The organism is Bradyrhizobium sp. CSS354 (genome assembly GCF_029051725.1).
GTDB lineage: Bacteria > Pseudomonadota > Alphaproteobacteria > Rhizobiales > Xanthobacteraceae > Bradyrhizobium.
Genome location: NZ_JAACFU010000104.1, coordinates 1 through 418 on the forward strand (window position 1 = coordinate 1; position 418 = coordinate 418).

Consider the following 418-nt stretch of genomic DNA (forward strand, 5'->3'; position numbering starts at 1 on the left):
CGCGTTCTTCGTGAACGAGCGGGTTGTCGATCGTGACGGATTCCGGGAGACCGTGGCGCCGCTGGCCGACAACACGACCGTGCAGCAGTACATCGCCGACGAGATCACCGCCCAGGTGTCGTCGCAGGCACCCCTGGTTCCCGATGGCCTGATCGCCCCGCTCGCCGACGCCTATACCAAGAGCGACAACTTCGAGCAGGACTTCGCCGACGCGATGATCCAGCAGCACGATTGGTTGTTCAAGGAGGCCACGCCCGAGAACGAGGGCGAGGTGATGTCCCTCGACCTGACGGCGATGGTCAACCGTGTCATCGCGGACGTGGGTTTCGGTGGCATCGAGATCAAGGGGCCGATCCTGGTGCCGCTGAGCGATTCTGCCCAGTCGGGACTCGAGGCGGGTCGGTACCACGATCTGGGC

1 protein-coding gene is annotated in these 418 nt (G+C 64.6%); it reads left to right on the forward strand.

Features of this window, described 5'->3' with window-relative positions:
* On the forward strand, positions 1–418 hold a 418-nt coding region (locus GWG67_RS38845; RefSeq protein WP_275174913.1), incomplete at both ends, for a hypothetical protein.